General features: G+C 71.6%; 14 protein-coding genes. 11 read left to right on the top strand and 3 right to left on the bottom strand.

Annotated features, from left to right (window positions below; translation table 11 throughout):
* Window positions 1-85: 85 nt before the first annotated feature.
* The 3 genes from HUT19_RS34605 to HUT19_RS34595 all read left to right on the top strand — a co-directional run bounded on the left by HUT19_RS34605 (window position 86) and on the right by HUT19_RS34595 (window position 2784).
* The gene (locus HUT19_RS34605; protein ID WP_176184262.1) at window positions 86-1117 is read left to right on the top strand and encodes an NAD(P)-dependent alcohol dehydrogenase; all 1032 of its coding nucleotides are present in this window, start codon (window positions 86-88) and stop codon (window positions 1115-1117) included.
* A gap of 52 nt (window positions 1118-1169) precedes the next feature.
* Window positions 1170-1901 (top strand): MIP/aquaporin family protein, encoded by a 732-nt coding sequence (locus tag HUT19_RS34600; protein ID WP_176184260.1) that lies wholly within the window; start codon window positions 1170-1172, stop codon window positions 1899-1901.
* Window positions 1902-1980: 79 nt separating this feature from the next.
* Window positions 1981-2784: an IclR family transcriptional regulator gene (locus HUT19_RS34595; protein WP_176184258.1), complete on the top strand. Its 804-nt coding sequence runs from the start codon at window positions 1981-1983 to the stop codon at window positions 2782-2784.
* 45 nt (window positions 2785-2829) lie between these two features.
* Here HUT19_RS34595 and HUT19_RS34590 read toward each other — a convergent pair whose 3' ends face one another.
* A complete protein-coding gene (locus HUT19_RS34590) occupies window positions 2830-6081 on the bottom strand; it encodes a carboxyl transferase domain-containing protein (RefSeq protein ID WP_176184256.1) in 3252 nt (1083 codons plus the stop codon).
* A 92-nt stretch (window positions 6082-6173) separates the two neighbouring features.
* Here HUT19_RS34590 and HUT19_RS34585 point away from each other — a divergent pair, with 92 nt between their 5' ends.
* The 4 genes from HUT19_RS34585 to HUT19_RS34570 all read left to right on the top strand — a co-directional run bounded on the left by HUT19_RS34585 (window position 6174) and on the right by HUT19_RS34570 (window position 10679).
* The gene (locus tag HUT19_RS34585; protein WP_254885933.1) at window positions 6174-6818 is read left to right on the top strand and encodes a TetR/AcrR family transcriptional regulator; all 645 of its coding nucleotides are present in this window, start codon (window positions 6174-6176) and stop codon (window positions 6816-6818) included.
* 7 nt (window positions 6819-6825) lie between these two features.
* Window positions 6826-8556 carry an AMP-binding protein gene (locus tag HUT19_RS34580; protein WP_176184254.1) on the top strand — a complete coding sequence of 577 codons (1731 nt, stop codon included), beginning with the start codon at window positions 6826-6828 and terminating at the stop codon, window positions 8554-8556.
* A 286-nt stretch (window positions 8557-8842) separates the two neighbouring features.
* On the top strand, window positions 8843-9856 hold the full coding sequence (locus HUT19_RS34575; RefSeq protein ID WP_176184252.1) for an NADP-dependent oxidoreductase: 1014 nt from the start codon (window positions 8843-8845) through the stop codon (window positions 9854-9856).
* A gap of 43 nt (window positions 9857-9899) precedes the next feature.
* A complete protein-coding gene (locus HUT19_RS34570; protein ID WP_176184250.1) occupies window positions 9900-10679 on the top strand; it encodes an SDR family oxidoreductase in 780 nt (259 codons plus the stop codon).
* A 59-nt stretch (window positions 10680-10738) separates the two neighbouring features.
* Here HUT19_RS34570 and HUT19_RS34565 read toward each other — a convergent pair whose 3' ends face one another.
* Together HUT19_RS34565 and HUT19_RS34560 are read right to left on the bottom strand one after the other, a co-directional pair.
* Complete coding sequence (locus tag HUT19_RS34565; RefSeq protein ID WP_176184248.1) at window positions 10739-11749, bottom strand: cyclase family protein; 1011 nt, start codon at window positions 11747-11749, stop codon at window positions 10739-10741.
* A gap of 249 nt (window positions 11750-11998) precedes the next feature.
* Window positions 11999-12907, bottom strand: coding sequence for a LysR family transcriptional regulator (locus HUT19_RS34560; RefSeq protein WP_176184246.1), 909 nt, complete (start codon window positions 12905-12907; stop codon window positions 11999-12001).
* Between the two features lie 135 nt (window positions 12908-13042).
* Here HUT19_RS34560 and HUT19_RS34555 point away from each other — a divergent pair, with 135 nt between their 5' ends.
* From HUT19_RS34555 to HUT19_RS34540, 4 genes are all read left to right on the top strand, one after another.
* A complete protein-coding gene (locus HUT19_RS34555) occupies window positions 13043-14257 on the top strand; it encodes a CaiB/BaiF CoA-transferase family protein (RefSeq protein ID WP_176184244.1) in 1215 nt (404 codons plus the stop codon).
* A gap of 70 nt (window positions 14258-14327) precedes the next feature.
* Window positions 14328-15128 carry an enoyl-CoA hydratase/isomerase family protein gene (locus HUT19_RS34550; protein ID WP_176184242.1) on the top strand — a complete coding sequence of 267 codons (801 nt, stop codon included), beginning with the start codon at window positions 14328-14330 and terminating at the stop codon, window positions 15126-15128.
* Window positions 15129-15135: 7 nt separating this feature from the next.
* The gene (locus HUT19_RS34545; RefSeq protein ID WP_217712313.1) at window positions 15136-16215 is read left to right on the top strand and encodes an acyl-CoA dehydrogenase family protein; all 1080 of its coding nucleotides are present in this window, start codon (window positions 15136-15138) and stop codon (window positions 16213-16215) included.
* Complete coding sequence (locus HUT19_RS34540) at window positions 16215-17168, top strand: acyl-CoA dehydrogenase family protein (RefSeq protein WP_176184240.1); 954 nt, start codon at window positions 16215-16217, stop codon at window positions 17166-17168. Before HUT19_RS34545 ends, HUT19_RS34540 begins: the two co-directional genes overlap by 1 nt.
* Window positions 17169-17257 lie beyond the last annotated feature (89 nt).

Here is a 17257-nt window from a genome sequence, read left to right as displayed (position 1 = left end):
TTCCATTCCGTTGACCGCATGCTTGTGCACCCGTGACGATCTCCTCACCAGCACCAGCCATTACGTCTCGGAATACGGTGAGGAAATGAAGGCAGTACGGTTGAGCCATTACCACGAGAACCCCGTTGTGGAAGACGTTCCTGAGCCGCGTATCTCCTCCCCTCAGGACGTCATCGTCCAGATCGGCGGCGCCGGTCTGTGCCGGACCGATCTCCATGTCGTGGAAGGCCAGTGGCAGGAGAAGTCCGGTGTGGAGCTGCCCTACACACTGGGGCATGAAAACGCCGGCTGGGTAAAGGAGATCGGCCCCGGAGTTTCTCATCTGGCCATCGGCGATCCCGTGATCGTCCATCCACTGATGGCCTGCGGACTGTGCCGCCCCTGCCGTTCGGGGGACGATGTGCACTGTACGGCCAGCGCCTTTCCCGGCATCGACTGCGACGGCGGCATGGCCGAGTTGATGCTCACGAGCGCACGCTCGTGCGTGAAGCTGGACCCGGGCCTGGAGCCCGCCGACGTGGCGGCATTGGCCGATGCCGGTCTCACCGCCTACCACGCGGTCCGCAAGGCCGTCCCGCTGCTCTACCCCGGAACCTCCGTCGTTGTCATCGGCGCGGGCGGCCTGGGACACATCGGCGTCCAGTGTCTGGTGGCGCTCACGGCCGCCGAGATCGTTGTCGTCGACACCTCCGAGGCGGCGCTGGAACTCGCCAAGAGCCTCGGCGCCCACCACGGGGTGCTGGCCACCGGCGACCCGGTGGCCGCGGTCCAGGAGCTCACCGCCGGGCAGGGCGCGCACGTCGTCATCGACTTCGTCGGCGAGCGCGGCACCGAGTCGCAGGGGATCGCCATGCTGCGCAGGGCCGGCTCCTATTTCGCCGTCGGCTACGGGGGGCATGTGAACATCCCGACCATCGACGTCATATCGGCGGAGATCAATGTCGTCGGCAACCTCGTCGGCAGCTACAACGACCTCGATGAGCTGATGGCACTCGCCGCCCGCGGCGAGGTGCGGCTCCACACCGCCACCTATCCATTGGACGCGGTGAGGGATGCGATGGACGACTTGGCGAACGGTCGGCTTCAGGGCCGGGGAATTCTGGTTCCCGGTGCGTAATCAAGAATCGACACTCCAGGAGAGTGAAGCCGGGGTGACAGTGACCACCGGCATGCGCATAACGGAGAACAGTCTTCTCCAAAAACTGCTCGCCGAATTCATCGGCACTGCTTTTCTGGTTTTCCTCGGGGTGGGCTCGATCCCCGTCACACTGATTTTGGAGAAGACCGGGAAAACCAGCTTCACCATGGCCGACCTCGGCGTGATCGCTTTCGCCTTCGCCATGGCGGTCGTGGCCACCGTCTTCACGATCGGGCATATCTCGGGGTGCCACATCAACCCTGCCGTCACCCTCGCCCTGGCCGCGACCGGCGCCATCGGGCGGCGCGATGCCGCTGGATACGTGCTGGCCCAGTGTGCGGGGGCGGTCGCCGGTGCCGCGGCGATCGTCGGGGTGCTGGGCAGCCGCGCCGTTCATCTGGGGCTCGGGATCGCCTCGTACACGTCCCCGACCACCGTTCCCCAGGCGTTCATGGCCGAGGCAGTGGGCACCTTGATCCTGGTGTTCGTTGTCTTCGGGGTGATCGACCGACGGGCCCCGAGTGGCTTCGCTGGGCTGCCCATCGGGTTCGCGGTCTTCGCGATCGCGGTGGTACTGGGCCCGGTCACCGGGGCGGCACTCAACCCCGCGCGGTCCCTCGGGCCCGAGCTGGTGTCGGCGCTGCACGGCAGGGCCCCCGAGTGGAGCCAGCTGCCCGTGTACCTCGGCGCCCAGGTGACCGGCGGACTGCTGGCCGGCTGGCTCTACAGGATGGTGGGCAGAGTTCGTACCATCGCGGTGTGACGGTCACGCTCGGTGGGCCGACGGCCGTTGGGTCGGCGGGCGGGACGCCGGACCGCCCCGGACCATGGAAAGGCGCACCATGCACGACAACGAGACCTACGCGGTCGACACCGGGGATCTGCTCGGATCGGTACGGCGGGCCCTGGCGGTCCTGGAGGCGGTGGCGGCCGGCGGCGACGGCATCACCGCCAAGGCCGTCGCCCGCCGTGCCGGCGTTACGCTCCCCACCACGTACCGCCTGCTCAACACGCTCGTTCACGACGGCTACCTGGTGCGGCTCAACCACTGCCGCGGTTACGGTCTGGGGTACAAGCTCACCGGTCTGCACCGCCGTCTGTGTCAGCAGCTGGAGGTGACTCCGGGCGTCTCGCGGGCGCTCCACCGGATACACCAGGAGTGCGGTGCCGCGGCGTACTACACGGTGTTCCGGGACGAGGAGATCGTTGTCGCCGAGGTGGTGGACTCCCCCGAGGCGCGGCGGGCCGAGCCGCTCGACATCGGTTTCCACCAGGCCCCGCACGCCACCGCCTTCGGCAAGGTCATGCTCTCCTTCCTCCCCGCCCCCGGACGGCGGGACCATGTGCGGGAGCAGGGGCTTGCGCGGCTGACCCCGTCCACTATCACCGCGCCCGACGTGCTGGAGGAACATCTCGGGACGGTGCGCACCTCGGGCGTGGCCTTCGAGGTCGGGGAGTTCCTGCCGGAGCTGTCCTGTGTGGCGGCGCCGGTCTTCCACGCGAGCGGGCGGGTGGTGGGGGCCGTGGCCACGTCCGTTCCGGTGGACACGTTCACCTCCCGGCGCCGTCAACTGGAGGAGTCCGTACGCTTCGGCGCCGATCATGTCTCCGGCCTGCTGGCCCGCGGTGCGGGCCCCGCGTGGTGAGGGAGCGGGCGGCGCACACCGGCGGGTCGCCCATCGGCCGGTGCATCACCAGGTGTCGATGAACGGGCGGCGCTGGGTGCCGACCGGGAGCCGCTGCGCGTACCGGCCGTCGACGGCAGCGGTGATCCAGCGGCGTGAGTCGGCCGGGTCGATCACGTCGTCGACCTCCAGCGCGGCCGCGGCGTTGACGGCCTTGCCACGGTCGTAGAGCTCGGCCAGGAGCCGCTGGTACTCCCGGTCGCGCTCGCCCGGGTCGGCGATGGCCGCCAGCTCCTTGCGGTAGCCCAGCCGCACCGCGCCCTCCAGGCCCATCGCGCCGATCTCCCCGCTGGGCCAGGCCGCGGTGGCCACCGGCGCCTGGGTACTGCCGCCGAGCATGGCCATGGCGCCCAGGCCGTACGCCTTGCGCAGGATCAGGGCGACCACGGGCACGGACAGATTCGCACCGGTTACGAAGAGCCGGGAGAAGTGGCGGACGGTCGCGGTGCGTTCCGCGTCCGGGCCGACCATGAAACCGGGGGTATCGCACAGCGACACCACCGGCAGTCCGAAGGCGTCGCAGAGCTGGAGGAAGCGGGCCGCCTTGTCCGCCGCGTCGCGGTCGACCGCTCCGCCGAGATGGTTCGGATTGCTGGCGAGCAGGCCCATCGGGCGGCCCTCGATCCGCACCAGGGCGGTCAGCGCGCCCTGGCCGAATCCCGGGCGCAGCTCCAGGACGGAGCCGGTGTCCGCCAAGCCGTGGACGACCGCGCGCATGTCGTAGGCGCGGCGGCGGTTCTCCGGCACGGCGTGGCGCAGCAAGCGCTGGTCCGGGGCCTCCCAGTCGCCGAACGGGCCCTGGAAGTACGACAGATAGCGGCGCGCCGTGTCCACCGCCTCCGCCTCGTCGTCCACCGGCAGATCCACCACCCCGTTCGCCACCTGGACCTCTCTCGGGCCGACCTCCTCCGCCCGGAACACCCCGAGCCCACCGCCTTCGATCATGGCGGGCCCGCCCATGCCGATCGTGGCCTCGGGAGTCGCGATGATCACGTCACAGCAGCCGAGGAGGGCCGCGTTGCCCGCGAAGCACCGGCCCGACGCGATGCCCACCAGCGGCACCTGTCCGCTCAGCCGCCCCATCTGATGGAACGTCATGATGTCCAGACCGGCCACGGCCGTGGTGTCCGTGTCGCCCGGCCGGCCTCCCCCGCCCTCGGCGAACAGCACGAGGGGCAGTCCCCGGCGTTCGGCGAGCCGCAGCATCCGGTCCGTCTTGCGGTGGTTCTGGACCCCTTGGGTGCCGGCCAGCACCGTGTAGTCGTAGGACATCACGACGCACGGAGCGCCGCCCACCGTGGCGACGCCCGTGACCATGCCGTCGGCGGGGGTCGAGGCGATCAGGTCCTCCGCCGTGCGGCGGCGGCGCTGGGCGGCGACGGCGAGCGCGCCGTACTCGGTGAAACTGCCGTCGTCGCACAGGTCCGCGAGGTTCTCGCGGGCGGTGCGGCGGCCGATGCGGTGGCGTGCCGACACCGCATCGGGGCGGGCCGGGTCCAGGCCGATGGCGTGCCGGCGCCGCGCCTCGGCCAGGTCGGCCCGTACGAGGTCGGGGTCGGGCCGCTCCTCCGGCTCCGCCGCGCCCGGCCCGTCGTCCTCCGGGTCCGGATCCACGAAGAGCAGCGGCGCTCCCTCACCGACCGGGTCGCCGACGGACACCGGCACCCCTCGCACGGTTCCGGTCGAGACCGCCCGGACGACGTGTTCCATCTTCATCGCCTCGATGACGGCGACCTGACGGCCGGCCAGGACATGATCACCGGGGGCGGCGTCCACGGCGACGACGGTCCCGTGCATGGGGGCGGCCACCGTCCCCCGCGCGAGGGCGGTACCGGCCGCCCGCGCGCCGGGCTCGGCGATGGACCCGGCGCCGGGCTCCGTCTCCGCGGCCGCGAGGAGTTCGGGCAGATGCCGGGGGACGAAGCCGGTGTCGGCGCCGCCGCGGGTGAAGCCCGGATGCGCCAGGACCGCGGACAGCAGCGGGATCCCGGTCCGTACGCCCTCCACCCGGAACTCCGCGAGCGCCCGGCGCGCCCGCTGCGCGGCGGCCGGGAGGGCCGGGGCCCGCACCACCACCTTGGCCAGCAGCGAGTCGTAGCGCGCCCCGACCTGCCGGCCGGTCCGGGCCGCGGTGTCCACCCGGATACCGGGGCCGGCCGGCGGCTCGAAACGGGTGAGGGTTCCCGCCGAGGGCAGCGAGGCGCCGTCGGGACCGAGTGCCTCGGCGTTGACCCGTAGCTGGATCGCGACGCCGCGCGGCGCGGGCGGACGGCCGCCGCCCAGTCCGATGTCCGACAGTGTCTCCCCGGTGGCCAGCCGCAGCGACGCGGCCACCAGGTCGGTGCCGGTCACCTCCTCGGTGACGGTGTGCTCGACCTGGAGCCGCGGGTTGGCCTCGATGAAGTGGAACTCCCCTTCCCCGACCAGGAACTCAAAGGTGCCCAGACCCTCGTAGCCGACCGCCTCGGCCATCCGCAGCGCCGCGGCCAGCAGCCGGTCCCGGATGTCCGGTGGCAGCCCCGGCGCGGGCGCGATCTCGACGAGCTTCTGGTGGCGCCGCTGGATGGAGCAGTCGCGCTCCCACAGGTGGGTCACCGCGCCCGTCGCGTCACCGGCGATCTGCACCTCGATATGACGGGCTCCGGTCAGCAGCCGCTCGACGTACAGCTCGCCGCGCCCGAAGGCGGCCGCCGCCTCCGAACCGCAGCGTTCCCACGCCTCGTCCAGTTCCGCCGGTCCGCGCACCGCGCGCATCCCCCGGCCGCCGCCCCCGCCCAGCGCTTTGACCATCACGGCGGCGCCCGGCCCGAGGGAGGCCAGGAACTGATGCGCCTCCGCCAGGGTCGTGGGGCCCGGGGTCCCGGGCAGCACCGGCACCCCGAGCCCGGCCGCCAGCTCCCGCGCCCGCGCCTTGTCGCCGAACAGCTCCAGCACCTCGGGGCGGGGCCCGACGAAGCCGATTCCCTCGGCGGCGCAGCGAGCGGCGAAGGCGGCGTTCTCGCTGAGGAATCCGTAGCCGGGGTGGAGCAGTTCGCATCCGGCGCGCCGGGCGACGGCCAGGATCCGCTCACCGTCCAGATACCCGGCCGGGCCCGCGCCTGGCAACGGATAGGCCTCGTCGGCCAGTTCCGCGTGAAGCGCGTCGGATTCGTCCTCGGCGTAGACCGCGACGGTACGCATTCCCGTCTCGGCCGCGGCCCGGAAGACACGGACGGCGACTTCTCCGCGGTTGGCGACGAGCACGGCTGGCGACCCCATGAGGGCTCCTTCACGCAGAGGCGGCGGTGCGATGCGATTGCGGTGCGGTCATGGTGATTGACATTGACGTCAACGTCAATATGCTCCGTGGCGTGGCAGACGGCACACGCGGAGCACAGCGGCAGTGGGCGATCCGTACGGCGCGCGACCGACGGGACGCCCGCACCCGCACGCTGCTCCTCGACGCGGCGGAGGCGGTGTTCGCCCGGCGCGGCTACGCCCGGACCACGGTCGCGGACATCACCGGCGAGGCGCGGCTGTCCCGGGCGAGCTTCTATGTCTACTTCGCCTCCAAGGAAGAGGTCTTCCGGGAACTCGCGGTACGGGCCCGGGACGCCTTCCTCGCCGCGCAGGAGATCCCCGGGGTGGACGTGGACGACGCCCACGCCCTGGCCGAAGCGACCGTCGCGGCCTTCCTCGACGCCTATGTCGCGCATCTGCCCCTGCTCGGGCTCATCGAGCAGCAGGCCCCGGTCGATGACCTGGTCCAGGCCGTGTGGCAGGAGATCCAGGAGCGACCGATGCACCGCATGGCCCGCTATGTCCGCCGTCTTGTCGGGGAAGGCAAAGCTGCGCCCGCCGCCGCGCCCCTGGCGGTGGCGAGGGCGGTCGCCGGAATGAACGCGCGGTTCGCCCAGCTGATCGCCGAATCCCCCCGCGAGCGCGACCAGGCCGTGCGCGACCTGACCGCGATGTATCTGCACCTTCTGGGAGTCCCTCCGCGAGGCAGAAAGTGAGCCGCCGATGCGTGTCGAGACCGAAGCCGAGGAAGAGTACGACCACGAGGCCGCGTACGAGGCGTACCTGGACGACGTCCGCCGGCGTCAGGACCGGATCCGCCCGCCCGGGCTTCCCGCCGGGCTCCGCTACCGCGCCGGTGAGGTGCCGGTGCCCGATTGCGTACACCACTGGGCGCAGGAGGCCCCCGACCGGCCGGCCGTGGTCTTCCGGTCCGCCGTGATCAGCTACGCACAGCTCGACGAGGCCGCCGACCGGCTCGCCGGATGGCTGGACGGCCAGGCCGGCGTGCGCCCCGGCGACCGGGTGGGCGTCTACCTCCCCAACTGCCCGCAGTTCATCGTGGCGATGCTGGCGGTGCTACGGCTGGGCGCCGTCCACGTACCGGTGAACCCGATGTTCAAGGAGGCCGAACTCCGTCACGAACTGCGGGACGCGGGGCCCGAGGTGGTCATCGCGCAGGACACCCTGGCCCCCGGCCTCGAGGCCGTGCGCGCCGACACCCCGGTGCGGCGGGTGCTGGTCACGACCGATTCCGACATGCTCCCCGGCGCGCCGGCCGGCCCCTGGGCGAAGGCTCTCGCCCACCCCCGCCTGGGGCGCTGCGCGCGGGATCTGGACGCGCTCGCCGCGCTCAACTACACCGGCGGGACCACCGGCATGCCCAAGGGGTGCGAACACACTCAGCGGCACATGCTCTACACCGCGGCGGCCGTGGACTCCGGGACCCTGGCCCCCGATACCGGAAAGGGTGCGGTCTACCTCTGCTATCTGCCCGTCTTCTGGATCGCGGGCGAGAACCTCGGCATCCTGGCGCCCCTGATCAGCGGCGGTACCAGTGTGCTCCTCCCGCGCTGGGACGCGGCCGCCGCGCTCGCCGCGATCGAGCGCCACCAGGTCAGCGTCATGGCCGGGACCGTGGAGAACTATCTGGAGATGCTCGGCCTGCCGGACTTCTCCCGGCATGATCTGAGCAGTCTCACCGCCCCCTTGACCGTGTCGTTCATCCGCAAGCTGACCCCGTCGCTGCGGAAGCGCTGGGCGGACGCGGCCGGCCCGCACAGCGTGCTGCGCGAGGGTTCGTACGGCATGACCGAGACCCACACCAGTGACACCTGGACCCTCGGCTTCCAGGACGAGGACCGCGACCTGCTCACCGAACCGGTCTTCTGCGGTCTGCCCGTCCCCGGCACCGACGTCATGGTCGTGGACTTCGTCACCGGGCAGCCGCTGCCGCTCGGCGAGCGCGGTGAGATCGTCATCCGCGGGCCCTCGCTCCTGACCGGCTACTGGCGGCAGCCCGCCGCCACCGCGGAGGTCCTGCGCGACGGCTGGCTGCACACCGGGGACATCGGTCTGCTCGACGAGGACGGCCTGCTGCACTATCTGGGCCGCGCCAAGGAAATGATCAAGGTGAACGGGATGAGCGTCTTCCCGACCGAGGTCGAGACGCTGCTCGGCCGCCATCCGGAGGTCGTGGCGGCGGCGGTGGTCCCGGTCGACGACCCGGAGCGCGGCCAGCTTCCCTACGCGTTCGTGCGCACCCTCCCGGACAGCGCGCTGACGGCGCCGGAGCTGTCCGCGTGGGCGCGGGGCACCATGGCCGTCTACAAGGTGCCCCTCGTGGAACTGGTCAGCGAACTGCCGCTCACCACTACGGGAAAGATCAGGAAAGCCGAGCTGACGGACCTGGCCGCTGCCCGCAGACGGTCGTCGTCGGCCGCTGAGGGATCGTGAACACCCCCACGGGATCACCCAGCCCCACGCCGAGTGCGGCGAGGGCCCCGTGGGCCGTTCTCGCGGACGAGGCCCGGCACGACGGCCGGGCCGGTCCGCGACCGGTGACACCCTTGCCCGGCGCCGCACCCCGGGGCTAATCTCACGCTGTTCATACCGACCAGTCGGTGTGCCCGTGGACGAGGCCGGCCCGGTCACCGCCACGGCCGGGCGGGCCCCCCATACGCAGCCGCACCGACCGGACCGCCCACACACGGGTCAGCGCCGACAGCCGAGGAGCGTCCAGATGAGCCGCATCAATCACCAGTACCGGCTTGCCGCACGACCCGTCGGGCTGCCGAGGCCCACCGACTGGGAGTACGTCGAGGAGCCGGTCGCCGAGCCGGGCGAGGGCGAACTGCTGATCAGGGTGATCTACCTCTCGCTGGACCCGGCCATGCGCGGCTGGATGAACGAGGGCAGGTCCTACATCCGCCCCGTGGAGATCGGGGAGGTCATGCGCGCGGGCGGCGTGGGCCAGGTGATCGCCTCCCGCAACCCGCGGTTCGCCGTGGGCGACTATGTGTCGGGCACGCTCCGCGTACAGGAGTACTGCCTGTCGGACGGCCAGGGCCTGACCACGGTCGATCCGGCGCTGGCGCCGCTGCCGGTGTACCTGGGCGTCCTGGGGATGCCGGGCATGACCGCCTACTTCGGTCTGCTCGACATCGGACGGCCCGAGGCCGGACAGACCGTCGTGGTCTCCGGCGCGGCCGGGGCGGTCGGCAGCGTGGTCGGCCAGATCGCCAAGCTCAAGGGATGCCGGGTCATCGGCATCGCCGGTGGTGAGCGCAAGTGCCGTCTGGTCGTGGAGGAGTTGGGCTTCGACGCCTGTATCGACTACAAGTCCGAGGATGTGCGCAAGGCCCTGCGCGAGGTGGCGCCCGAGGGCGTGGACGTCTACTTCGACAACGTCGGCGGCGACATCCTCGACACCGTGCTGACCCGTCTGGCACGGGGGGCCCGTGTCGTCATCTGCGGTGCGATCTCGCAGTACAACGCGACCGACCGGGTCCAGGGCCCGGCCAACTACATGTCGCTGCTGGTCAACCGCGCCTCCATGACCGGGATGGTGGTCTTCGACTACGCCGGCCGGTACCCCGAAGCCACCGCAGAGCTGGCCGAGTGGCTGTCGGCCGGGAAGCTGCGGTCGCTGGAGGACGTGGTGGACGGCAGCGTGCGGGCGTTCCCCGAGACTCTGCTGCGGCTGTTCAAGGGCGACAACACCGGAAAGCTCGTGCTCAAGGTGGCGGACGAATGAGGTCCGCCCCCTCACCCGCCACGACCACAGGAGAGCTGCCGTCATGGAGCTGAAGGACGCAGGCGTCGTTGTCACCGGAGCCGGTTCGGGTATCGGTGCCGCGCTCGCCCGCCGGTTCGCCGCGGCGGGCGCCCGTGTGGTGGTGAACGACCTGGACGCGGCCGCCGCGGCCCGCGTGGCCGAGGAGGTCGGCGGTCTCGCCGTCTTCGGTGACGCCTCCGCCGAGCGGGACGTGGCCGCCCTGGTGGCCGCCGCCCGCACGCACCTCGGCGAGATCGACCTGTTCTGCGCCAACGCCGGTATCGAGCCCGGCGGCGGGGCCGACGCGCCGGAGGAGGTCTGGGAGCGCGTCTGGCAGGTGAATGTGATGAGCCATGTCCGGGTGGTCCGGGAGCTGCTCGGGCCGTGGCTCGAACGCGGGCGGGGCCACTTGCTGGCCACGGTCTCCTCCGCGGGCCTCCTCACCCACCCCGCCGCCGCGCCGTACGCGGTGAGCAAGCACGGTGCGCTCGCCTTCGCCGAGTGGCTCGCGGCCACCTACGCCCACCGGGGCATCACCGTTCAGGCACTGTGCCCGATGGGGGTGCGCACCGAGATGTACGAGCGCAGCGACCCCGCCGCGAAGGCGCTGGGCGGGATGGTCCTCACCCCCGAGGAGGTCGCCGACACCGCGGCGGAGGCGCTGGCCGACGGGCAGTTCCTCATCCTCCCCCACCCCGAGGTGCGCGATCACTACGCGGGACGCGCCACCGACACCGACCGCTGGCTCTCGGGCGTGCGGCGGTTGCAGCAGCAAATGGAGGAGATCTCCGCCCAGGTGTAGCCGACCATCTGTCAGATCCCCCTCTTTGCGGGCACGTCGGGAGCTGCGTGACGTCCGGGTCAGCGCAGGGCGGTGGCGTTTGCGGGTGATCCGATCCCACCGACCAGGGGGAGCGGGGCGACGGTGAGGAGGCAGGTGTAGCGGTGGTCCGTGGCGCAGGCCGCGGCCAGGGCGTCGAGGTCCCAGAGTTCACCGATCGGCAGGCCCAGCAGGCCCAGCAGGGCGCGGTGCATGATTCCTGTGCTTGCGTCGCGGTGTCCGTGGTGCCTTTCGTCGTCGCTGAGGAAGGGGCTGTCGGACTGGGCCGGCCAGCACTCCAGAGCGAAGTTGTCGGCGGCGACCAGGCTGATCCGGTGATCCCAGAGCCAGCCCACGATCTCGTGGGACTGCACCAGCCCCGGGTGGACCGGATTGCTTGCCAGGCCCGCGCGTGTCTCGGGGCTCGCGGTGGTGCGGTACCAGTGGAGCCAGCCGAAGCGGATGAGGAGGATGTCGCCGGGCCGGATCGTGGTCCGCTGCGCGATGCGGGTGCTCTCGAGATCGTCGGCGGTGATGGGCTGACCCGCCGCGTGGTCGATGGGCCGTCCCTGGTCACGCAGATGGCGTTCGACGTCCAGGAGGACCGCGCGGCCGGCGATGGGAAGGGCGCTGAAGTGGTGAATGCTGAGCAGGCGGTTGCCGGGAGCGCAGTGGCGCGGGTCGGCGCCGTTGTAGAAGCCGTGGTCGGGGTGGGCGACATGCCACAGCCCGTCCAGCTGCGAGCCGTACTGCGGGTAGAAGCCGTCGAGCCACTCGTCGAAGTGGAACGGGGTGCGCTGGAAGATGTGATGCTCGGCCGGCCGGCGGGTGGCCGTCAGCGACGGCGTGATCGTGTCCGACGGCAGGTCGAGCGAGAACGCCGTACCGGTGCGGACCTCCTGTGCCGCGGCGGTGAGGGACTGGGCGCGCAGCAGGTTCAGGGTGCCGAGCTGGTCGTCCGGTCCGAACAGCGACCAGGTCGAGCCCGGCGGGGCGTCGGTCCGGCGCAGCAGCTCCTCGTAGGAAGGGAGGTCGTCGATGTCGAATGTCACGGTGTGCTCGGCTCCGTTTCCGCCGTTGCCCGGCTTCGGATGAGCCGCTGGTGGGGCGTCCACCGCGGACCCGTTGTACGGGGAGCGGTGCTCTGCTGCCCTCGCTGCCGCTCCTGGCGGTGTCGCGTCATGGTGGGGCGCGGTCACCCGCCGGCCGCGGCTGCGGCCGGTCCATCGTGGCCGTGAAATCAGCGCAGGACAAGGCCCGTGCCGCGGATCACATGCCCGGACGGTCCGGGGCCGGTGGTGTCAGCCCTCCGGGTTCCGCACCGCGAGAAGGCCCAGGATCCGGCGCACCGCGGGGTCGTCGTGCCCCGCGCGCGTCGCGGCGAGGACGCTGAGGGTCAGGTGCCCCGAGGTGTCCGTGTCCGCGAGCGAGCGGAAGGTGACACCGGGCAGCGCGCCGCTCCGTACCTGCTCCGGCACCAGGCATACGCAGTGACCCGCCGCGACATGGCTGAGCAGACCGGAGAGGCTGTCCGCCCGCGCGGCGTCGCGTGGCGCGAAGCCCTCGGCGCGGCAGGCGGTCACCACCTGCTCGGCCAGCCCCGCGAGAGCCGTCAGGGAGGGCAGCGCGACATCCTCGTGGGCCAGGTCGGCGAGGCGCAGCTGCTCGCGGTCGGCGAGGGGGTGGGTCGCGGGCAGCGCCACACAGAGCCGCTCTCCCTCGATCGCGCGCAGCGTGAGCGCGTCGGTGTCCGCGAGGGGTCCGCGGACGAAGGCCAGGTCGATGGTTCCGGACCGGACCCTGGAGACGAGTTCGGCGGACGAGTGCTGGTGCAGATGGATCCTGAGGTCGGGCAGATGTGCGCGCGACAGGCGCAGTACGCCCGGGAGGAACGTGTAGGCCAGACCGCTGATGAAGCCGAGGTGCAGTTCGCCCTCGGTGCCGTGGGCGATCCGCCGCGCCCGTTCGACCGCGGCGTTCTGCGCCTCCAGCAGATGCCGGGCGTCATGGGCGAAGGCGTCGCCGGCCGGGGTGAGCCGGACCGTGCGGGTGCTGCGCTCCAGCAGGGTCACCCCCAGCCGCCGTTCCAGCCGCTGGACGGCCTGGCTGAGGGGTGGCTGGCTCATCGACAACCGCTCGGCGGCCCGCCCGAAGTGCCGTTCCTCGGCCAGGACGACGAACTGTTCGAGGACTCTCTGTGTCAGATCCATAGGGAGAACCATATGAATACGCCCCGAAGAAGTATTGGCAATGACTCAATGCCGCTGCGTTGAATGGTGCACAGCACACGTCCGGCCGGGACTGTCCGGAGCCGGGCTCCTGAAGGGACGCAGGAGGCGCTACGTATGCCGCATGAGCATGCCGACGGGCGACGGGACGACACGGCACCGCACGGGCCACTGGCCGGACTGCGGGTCATCGAACTCGCAACCATGATCATGGGCCCGTACGCGGGTCAGCAGCTGGGGGATCTCGGCGCCGATGTCATCAAGGTCGAGGGGCCCGGCGGGGACCCGACCCGCCATTTCCAGCCCCAGCGGAACCCGGGCATGGGCGGTGCCGCGCTCAATCTCCACCGCAACAAGCGCAGCATCGAACTCGATCTCAAGAGCCCGCACGGGCCCGGCGCGCTGCGCGCTCTGCTGCGTACCGCGGACGCGTTCATCACCAACGTCCGCCCACGGTCCCTGCGCCGGCTCGGCCTGTGGTACGACGACGTGGCCGAGGAGAACCCACGGCTGGTGTACGTCAACGCGCAGGGCTTCCGCAGCGATTCGCAGCTGGCGGACAACGCCGCCTACGACGACATCCTCCAGGCCGCCTCCGGGCTGGTGTGGCTGAACGAGCAGATGAGCGGTGAGGCGTACTACGTGCCGACCGTGCTCGCGGACAAGCTCTGCGGCCTGGTGATGGTGCAGTCGGTGCTGGCCGCGCTGCGCCATCGGGACCGCACCGGCGCCGGACAGCGGGTGGAGGTCCCGATGGCTGACACGATGCTCGCCTTCAACCTCGTCGAGCATCTGACAGGCGCCTCGCTGGAGCCCGCGGAGGAGCCCGGTTTCGGCTATCCACGCGTCCTCAGCGCGGAGCGCAAGGCATGTCGCACCGCCGACGGCTGGATGTGCATCCTGCCGTACAACGACCGCAACTGGCGTGACTTCTTCACTCACGCGAGCCGCCCGGAACTCAGCTCCGACCCTCGCTTCACCACGATGGCCCGGCGTGCCGAGCATGCCGACGACCTCTACGCACATATGCGGGAGCTGACGCCGCAGTTCACCACCGGCGAGTGGCAGCGCTTCTGCGACGAGGTGAGCATCCCGGCCCACCCCGTGTACAGCTTCGAAGAGGCCACCCGCAGTGCGTACGCCCGGGAGGGCGGGCTGCTGCGCACCGTCGAGCACCCCACCGAAGGCGCCTACCGGCTTGTCTCGCCGCCGGTGCGCTACACGAAGACACCCGGCGGTCTGCGGCGGCATTGCCCGCGGGCTGGTGAACACACCGAAGAGGTGCTGGCCGAGGTGGGTTGCGACCCGGCGCTGCCGACCGCGGACGCCTGAGCGGGTGGTGGGCCGCGTGGCCCGGGCCACCTTCGCAGGCGTTCACCCCTCCCCTGGTAAGGAGCCATGGATGACCGACGCTGACACCGGACTCAGGGTGTACGCCCAGGATGACATCGGCTGGATCGTGCTCGACCGTCCCGAGCGCAAGAACGCGTTCACCGGCGAGATGCTGCGCCACTGGGCAGATGCGTACCGGAGGTTCGAGCAGGACGATGCGGTACGCGTCGTGGTTCTCACCGGCAACGGGGACGCGTTCTGCTCGGGCGCCGATCTGACCGGGCCGATCGGCCGCCGTACCGAGGCCACCCCGCTGGACAACCGCCGTCTGATGACCGACGAAGTGCACCCCGTCGCACGGGCGGCCGAAGACCTGACCAAGCCGCTGATCGCCGGGGTAAACGGCGTCGCCGTCGGGGCGGGGATGGACATGGCGCTGATGTGTGACTACCGCATCGCCTCGGACACCGTCCGGCTGTCCGAGGGGTATGTCCGCGTCGGCCTGGTGCCGGGCGACGGCGGCTGCCACTATCTGCCGCGCGTCATCGGCCGTTCGAAGGCGCTGCGGCTGCTGTGGACCGGCGAGTTCGTCGACGCCGACCGCGCCCTGGACTGGGGTCTGGTCGACGAGGTGCATCCGGCCGGTGAGCTCCGCGCCCGGCTTGCGGAGTTCGCGGCGACGCTCGCCGCCCAGCCGCCCGTCGCCGTGCAGCTGATCAAGCGGGCGGTACGCGCCGGGGAACACGCCGACCTGCGGACCTCCCTGGACCTCATCGCCTCCCACCAGGCCGTGGTGCAGTCGACCGCGGACTCCGCCGAGGCCATGGCGGCCTTCAGGGCCAAGCGCGCCCCGCGCTTCGAGGGGAGGTGACCCCGTCGTGACCGGCACCTCCGGCGAGCTGCGCCGCCGGGTACGTGAACTCCTCGCCGAGTGGGACTTCACACCGCGCTGCGATGCGTGGATGAGCGGCTACGACCCCGCGTTCAGCCAGGAGCTGGGGCGACGCGGCCTGCTCGCCGTGACCTGGCCGAAGGAGTTCGGCGGCGCGGAGGGCAGCAACGTCGACCGCCTCGCCGTGAGCGAGGAACTGCTGCGCGCCGGTGCCCCGGTGACCGCCCACTGGGTCGGGGAGCGGCAGCTCGGCCCCAGCCTGCTGCGGCACGGCACCCGCGAACTCCAGGAGGAGTTCTGCCCGGGGCTCGCTCGCGCCGAATACCGCTTCGCGCTCGGTATGAGCGAGCCGGACGCCGGGTCCGATCTGGCCGCGGTACGCACCACCGCCGTGCGCGAGGGCGACGGGTGGCGCGTCAACGGCCGCAAGATCTGGACGAGCGGCGCCCACCGCGCCACCCACCTCTATCTGCTGGCCCGCACCTCCAAGGAGGAGGACAAGCACGCGGGGCTCACCGAGTTCGTCCTCGACATGGACAGCCCCGGCATCACCCTCTCCCCGATCCTCGATCTGCGCGGCGAGCACCACTTCAACGAAACGGTGCTCGAGGACGTCCACGTCCCCGGCCATCGGGTCATCGGCAGGATCGGCGCCGGCTGGCAGCAGGTCGTCGGCCAGCTGTCGTTCGAACGCGGCGGCCCCGAGCGGTATCTGTCCACCTACCCGCTGCTGGCCGCCGTGGTGCGTGCGGGCATCGCCGATGACATCGCTCTGGGTGAACTCCGCGCGCTGGCCGGGCGGTTGACGATCCTGCGCCGCTGGGCGCTGGAGACCGCCCTCGCCATGGACGCCGGGCACACCCCGGTGGCACGGGCGGCGATGAGCAAGTACCTGGGCAACAGCTTCGAGCGGGACGTCATCGAGTGGGCGCGTCCGCTGCTCCCGCACGCCGACAGGTCCGTACGCGCACTGTACGACCAGGCCGTCACCGCGTCCCCGGCCTTCGGGCTGAGGGGCGGAGCCGCGCAGGTCATGCTGTCCGTCATCGCGAAGGGCCGGAAGTGATGAGTCCCCTTGACGAGTTCGACACCTCCCTCGAGGCCTCGGTGACCGAGGTCACCGAGGCCTGGGCCCGCCCGCGGGCGGGCGAGGACCTCCGCGCGACCGACGCGTTCCAGGCCCACTGGCGGCAGGCGGTCGAGCTGGGCTGGACCGGGATCCTGGACGGTGCCGAGGACCTCGGATCACCCGAGTGCCGGGATCTACTGGACGCGGCCTGCGGCGCCGTCCAGGCATTGGCGCGGTCCGGGTTCGCACTGCCGCTGAGGCAGACACTGGTGTCCCGGTACGCGGCCACGGAGGAACTGCCCGCGGACGTGATCGCCGTGCACCCCACGGCATACGGCGTATGGCATCCGGCCGCGGACGTACTGATCAGCGCGGACGGCGCCGTACGGACGCCCGCCGTCGGCGGACGGACGGCCGGGGTGACGGACCTCGCGGGCCGCCCGTGCGTTCTTTCGTTCGACAACGGATACCGCGGGCGCCGCCCCGTGGTGCTCCTCGCCGAACTCCTCCTGCTCCAGGAGATCCTGGGGGCAGCCCAGGGAGCGGCCGCGCAGGCCCGCCGCCATGTCACCGAGCGCGTCCAGTTCGGCCGCCCGCTCATCAGGATTCCCGCCGTGCGGACCCTCACCGGTGAGCTCGACCTCGCCCTGCGCCAGCTGGAGACGGCCGTGCACGAAGCGCGCCGCCGCCTGGGCCGGCCGAACGCGCGGGCACGGGACTTCGCGCTCCTGACGGCCCGCGAGGTGGCGTCCCGCTCCGCCACCGAAATCGCCGCCGCGGCACACCAGTTGCACGGCGCGATGGGCATCACCGAGGAGGCCGGCCTGCACTGGCGCACCAAGCTGCTGTGGGCGGACCGGGACGAGGGCGTGCTCTCCCGTGACCAGGGGCTCCGGGCACTGCGCACCGACGAGGACGAGCTGTGGGAGTGGAGCGCCCCGGTGGCGTGACCGCCGCCCGGTGCGCGGACGGTGCGAGTGGCGACAACGCGGCGAGGTGGTGCCGTGCCAGGCGTCGGGAGCGGCGGCCCCTTTGAAGC

It is taken from the genome of Streptomyces sp. NA02950, assembly GCF_013364155.1.
Lineage (GTDB): Bacteria > Actinomycetota > Actinomycetes > Streptomycetales > Streptomycetaceae > Streptomyces.
The sequence above is the reverse complement of the archived record's forward strand: the minus strand, read 5'-3'. Positions and strand labels throughout refer to the sequence as shown.

Bases quoted from the DNA above. Each gene is read 5' to 3' on its own strand.
- HUT19_RS34605 (WP_176184262.1), top strand. From the start codon at position 86: ATGAAGGCAGTACGGTTGAGCCATTACCACGAGAACCCCGTTGTGGAA.
- HUT19_RS34600 (WP_176184260.1), top strand. From the start codon at position 1,170: ATGCGCATAACGGAGAACAGTCTTCTCCAAAAACTGCTCGCCGAATTC.
- HUT19_RS34595 (WP_176184258.1), top strand. From the start codon at position 1,981: ATGCACGACAACGAGACCTACGCGGTCGACACCGGGGATCTGCTCGGA.
- HUT19_RS34590 (WP_176184256.1), bottom strand. From the start codon at position 6,081: ATGGGGTCGCCAGCCGTGCTCGTCGCCAACCGCGGAGAAGTCGCCGTC.
- HUT19_RS34580 (WP_176184254.1), top strand. From the start codon at position 6,826: ATGCGTGTCGAGACCGAAGCCGAGGAAGAGTACGACCACGAGGCCGCG.
- HUT19_RS34575 (WP_176184252.1), top strand. From the start codon at position 8,843: ATGAGCCGCATCAATCACCAGTACCGGCTTGCCGCACGACCCGTCGGG.
- HUT19_RS34570 (WP_176184250.1), top strand. From the start codon at position 9,900: ATGGAGCTGAAGGACGCAGGCGTCGTTGTCACCGGAGCCGGTTCGGGT.
- HUT19_RS34560 (WP_176184246.1), bottom strand. From the start codon at position 12,907: ATGGATCTGACACAGAGAGTCCTCGAACAGTTCGTCGTCCTGGCCGAG.
- HUT19_RS34555 (WP_176184244.1), top strand. From the start codon at position 13,043: ATGCCGCATGAGCATGCCGACGGGCGACGGGACGACACGGCACCGCAC.
- HUT19_RS34550 (WP_176184242.1), top strand. From the start codon at position 14,328: ATGACCGACGCTGACACCGGACTCAGGGTGTACGCCCAGGATGACATC.
- HUT19_RS34540 (WP_176184240.1), top strand. From the start codon at position 16,215: ATGAGTCCCCTTGACGAGTTCGACACCTCCCTCGAGGCCTCGGTGACC.